We start from the raw sequence: 884 nt of genomic DNA, 5'->3' as shown, positions 1-884 counted from the left end.
AGCACCAGCGCCGAACTGTGACTGCTGAGCACCATCAGGGCGCTCGACAGCAGCGACAGTGACCACAGGATCAGGCTGGTCATCGGGTTGCGCATATGCGGCACACCAAGCTGCTGCGCCAAGCGACGGGCGCGGCTGCGGTAGACCAGGCTGTGCAGGTGCAGGCGGTCCGGTTGACCGGGGTTGGTGCCCTCGCGGCTCATCCGGCGGATGATCGAGACCATGGTCTCGACCACCGGATAGGCCAGCGCCAGCAAGCCGATCAGCGGCGACAGCTCCGGGTTGCGGGCCGGCAGCGCCACCGCGATCACCGCCAGCACGAAGCCGGCCGAATAGGCGCCCGCGTCGCCGAGGAAGATGCGGCCGACCGGGAAGTTCATCAGGAAGAATCCGAACAGCGCCGAGATCGCCAGCAGGATGCAGCCCAGCAGGGCGACATCGCCAACCTGCCCCGCCACCACGGCGAAGCCCGACAGCACGATGATCGCGGTGCCGGAGGCAAGGCCGTTCACCCCGTCGATGATGTTCACCGCATTCGCGATGCCGCCGATGGCCACCGCGGTGAACAGCATCGAGAACAGCGGGAAGGAAAGCAGCCAGTCAGCCCCCGGAATGTCAACCGAGTCGATGCGGTAGCCGGTCAGCTCGCAGAACAGGAAGCCGGCGAAGATCGTCGCCAGCAGTCGCCATTTCACGCCGACCCGCTTGGTAACGTCCTCGGCGAGGCCGGAGGCGAAGGCCGGCATGGCGGCGAGGCAGAGGGTCCACCACAGCGACTGCGCCTCGACCGGCAACCAGAAGCCCCCCGTCACCGCGCCGACCAGCAGGGCGACGCCACCGATGCGGGGCGTCGGCGTCAGGTGCAGCTTCTGCACCCCCGCCTG

At 68.1% G+C, this 884-nt stretch carries 1 protein-coding gene; it reads right to left on the bottom strand.

The window, feature by feature from the left end; genetic code table 11:
• A partial coding sequence (locus C5F48_RS24210; RefSeq protein WP_107666175.1) for an MraY family glycosyltransferase occupies positions 1–884 on the bottom strand: 884 nt, incomplete at both ends.

This window comes from Cereibacter changlensis JA139 (assembly GCF_003034985.1).
Taxonomy (GTDB): domain Bacteria; phylum Pseudomonadota; class Alphaproteobacteria; order Rhodobacterales; family Rhodobacteraceae; genus Cereibacter; species Cereibacter changlensis.
Note: the sequence above shows the minus strand (reverse complement) of the source record. Positions and strands in the feature narration are given on the sequence as shown.